We start from the raw sequence: 391 nt of genomic DNA, 5'->3' as shown, positions 1-391 counted from the left end.
CCCCCCCCCCCCCCCCCCCCCCCCCCCCCCCCCCCCCCCCCCCCCCCCCCCCCCCCCCCCCCCCTCGTTTTTCATGCCTATGACGGCATACGCGATCGCGCCTAGAGTCTCCCCCCCCCCCCCCCCCCCCCCCCCCCCCCGGATGGCGCGGGCGACGTCGAGCGCCGTGTCCTGCACCATCTCGGGCGTCGGGTCGGCTCATTCCTGCATCTTGTTGATCGAGCCGGTCACGGACGGCGCCGCGACGGCGCCTGTCTCTTATACACATCTGACGCTGCCGACGATTAACCTTCGGTGTAGATCTCGGTGGGCGCCGGAGCAGGAGAGAGGGGGGGGGGGGGGGGGGGGGGGGGGGGGGGGGGGGGGGGGGGGGGGGGGGGGGGGGGGGGGG

At 77.5% G+C, this 391-nt stretch carries 1 protein-coding gene; it reads right to left on the bottom strand.

Annotated features, from left to right (window positions below; genetic code table 11):
• Window positions 1-180 (bottom strand): hypothetical protein (locus JHD80_RS28465; RefSeq protein WP_210340011.1); only part of this gene is annotated, 180 nt, incomplete at its 3' end.
• Between the last annotated feature and the right edge of the window lie 211 nt (window positions 181-391).

This window comes from Allobosea sp. ASV33 (genome assembly GCF_016428755.1).
Lineage (GTDB): Bacteria > Pseudomonadota > Alphaproteobacteria > Rhizobiales > Beijerinckiaceae > Allobosea.
Note: the sequence above shows the minus strand (reverse complement) of the source record. Positions and strands in the feature narration are given on the sequence as shown.